This window comes from Desulfovibrio sp. (genome assembly GCF_019424165.1).
In the GTDB taxonomy this organism is placed as follows: domain Bacteria; phylum Desulfobacterota; class Desulfovibrionia; order Desulfovibrionales; family Desulfovibrionaceae; genus Desulfovibrio.
Genome location: NZ_JAHZAA010000058.1, coordinates 275 through 1,203 on the forward strand (window position 1 = coordinate 275; position 929 = coordinate 1,203).

General features: G+C 51.1%; 1 protein-coding gene. It reads right to left on the reverse strand.

Going from position 1 to position 929, the window contains the following annotated elements:
* Positions 1 to 246 precede the first annotated feature (246 nt).
* Positions 247 to 831: a hypothetical protein gene (locus tag QZ377_RS12265; RefSeq protein ID WP_291441487.1), complete on the reverse strand. Its 585-nt coding sequence runs from the start codon at positions 829 to 831 to the stop codon at positions 247 to 249.
* Positions 832 to 929: the final 98 nt, after the last annotated feature.

Consider the following 929-nt stretch of genomic DNA (forward strand, 5'->3'; position numbering starts at 1 on the left):
CATTAAAAGATGTTGTGAAGCAGGCATTGCATGTTTTTTGTGGTGATGTTTTTCACAGTACATCTATATGTGGGCAGACTAACGCTTGGAAGAGGTTGGCATTCTACAATATGGTCAATATAGTCAGGCGCGGCCGTGTGTTAAGTTTAACGCGGCCGCAAACAGGCGTTGACCAGAAAAATGCGCTTGCCAAAGCTGGATTGGGGGATACGGGTGGGGCAGCAGGGGAGCCAACTATGGCTGTCATCAGGCCTGCGGCCTCAGGCGCATGCATTCGTCAATCAAGCGCGTCAATGCTTCATCCTGGGGATTTTCCTTGAGTCCATTGCGCGCATGTCCTATGGCGCGCACGTATTCTCCGGCGTCCATCATGGCTTTGGCCATCATGGCAAAAACAGCCTGTTCGTCTTTGTAATACTTCATGGCTTCGGTAAAACAGGCATCCGCGTCTGAAGGCCGACCTTCATCGAGGAATTTTCTTCCATCCTTGATCCAGCGATCAAGATTAAGTTTGCGCTGTAGGGTGGTATCATAGTCTTCCTGTTCATCATGGGCCTTGAATTCTTTGTACGTCCTGGCAAAAATCTGTAGCAGCTCTTTTTCATTGCCGGGCTGGTACGTCACGTTTTGGGGGAGGTGGTCCACAAGACCGGGGTCAGAGGCCAAAGCATTTACTGTAGTGCGGATATCGCCTCGCAGGTCGGAAGGAGCGGTCTGCCCCCCCAATTCCTTTAAGGCCGCAATGGTCAGATAAAGGGCTCGTAACAGGTCGCGCCGCATGCAACTGGCCTTTGCCCGGCCCAGATCTTCACGTATTTTGCGTATGTTCATGACTGCCTCGTTTGGTCGAAAGTAATGTCCGAAGCCTTAAAGGCGGCAATGCGGTAAAAACTGCCGCCACAGATACAGATATGGTCAAACCGTACATG

Coding starts and splice junctions, on each gene's coding strand:
- QZ377_RS12265 (WP_291441487.1), bottom strand. CDS start 831: ATGAACATACGCAAAATACGTGAAGATCTGGGCCGGGCAAAGGCCAGT.